At 68.7% G+C, this 705-nt stretch carries 1 protein-coding gene; it reads left to right on the plus strand.

The genetic code is table 11. The features are described from left to right. The coding region (locus AX690_RS13125) for a methyl-accepting chemotaxis protein (protein WP_231732196.1) at positions 1-705 on the plus strand (705 nt) is incomplete at both ends.

Raw genomic sequence — 705 nt, forward strand, 5'->3', positions numbered from 1 at the left:
CGACGCCATCGCCGCCTCGGACAACGTCTCGTCGGGCAGCCAGGAGCTGTCGGCGACGTCCGAGCAGATGAGCCAGGGCGCGACCGAACAGGCGGCCGCCGCCGAACAGGTCTCGGCCTCGATGGAAGAGATGACGGCCAACATCAAGCAGAACGCCGACAACGCCTCTCAGACCGAGAAGATCGCCCGCCAGTCGGCCCATGACGCCGAGACCTCCGGCCAGGCGGTCAACAAGGCGGTCGACGCCATGCAGACGATCGCCGAGAAGATCACGATCGTGCAGGAGATCGCCCGCCAGACCGACCTGCTGGCCCTGAACGCGGCCGTCGAGGCCGCCCGGGCTGGCGAACATGGCCGCGGCTTCGCGGTGGTCGCCTCGGAAGTGCGCAAGCTGGCCGAACGCTCGCAGAGCGCCGCCGCCGAGATCAGCGCGGTCTCCAGCGACACGGTCAAGGCCGCCCAGACGGCTGGCGAGATGCTGACGACCCTGGTGCCGAACATCCGCAAGACCGCCGAGCTGGTCTCGGAGATCAGCGCCGCCTGCCGCGAGCAGGACATCGGCGCCGGCCAGATCAACGACGCCCTGCAGCAACTGGACAAGGTCACCCAACAGAACGCCTCGGCCTCCGAAGAGATGTCGGCGACGTCCGAGGAGCTGGCCGCCCAGGCCGAGGAGCTGCAGACCTCGATCTCCTACTTCCGCAC

The sequence above is a fragment of the Caulobacter sp. CCH9-E1 genome, assembly GCF_001556515.1.
GTDB lineage: Bacteria > Pseudomonadota > Alphaproteobacteria > Caulobacterales > Caulobacteraceae > Caulobacter.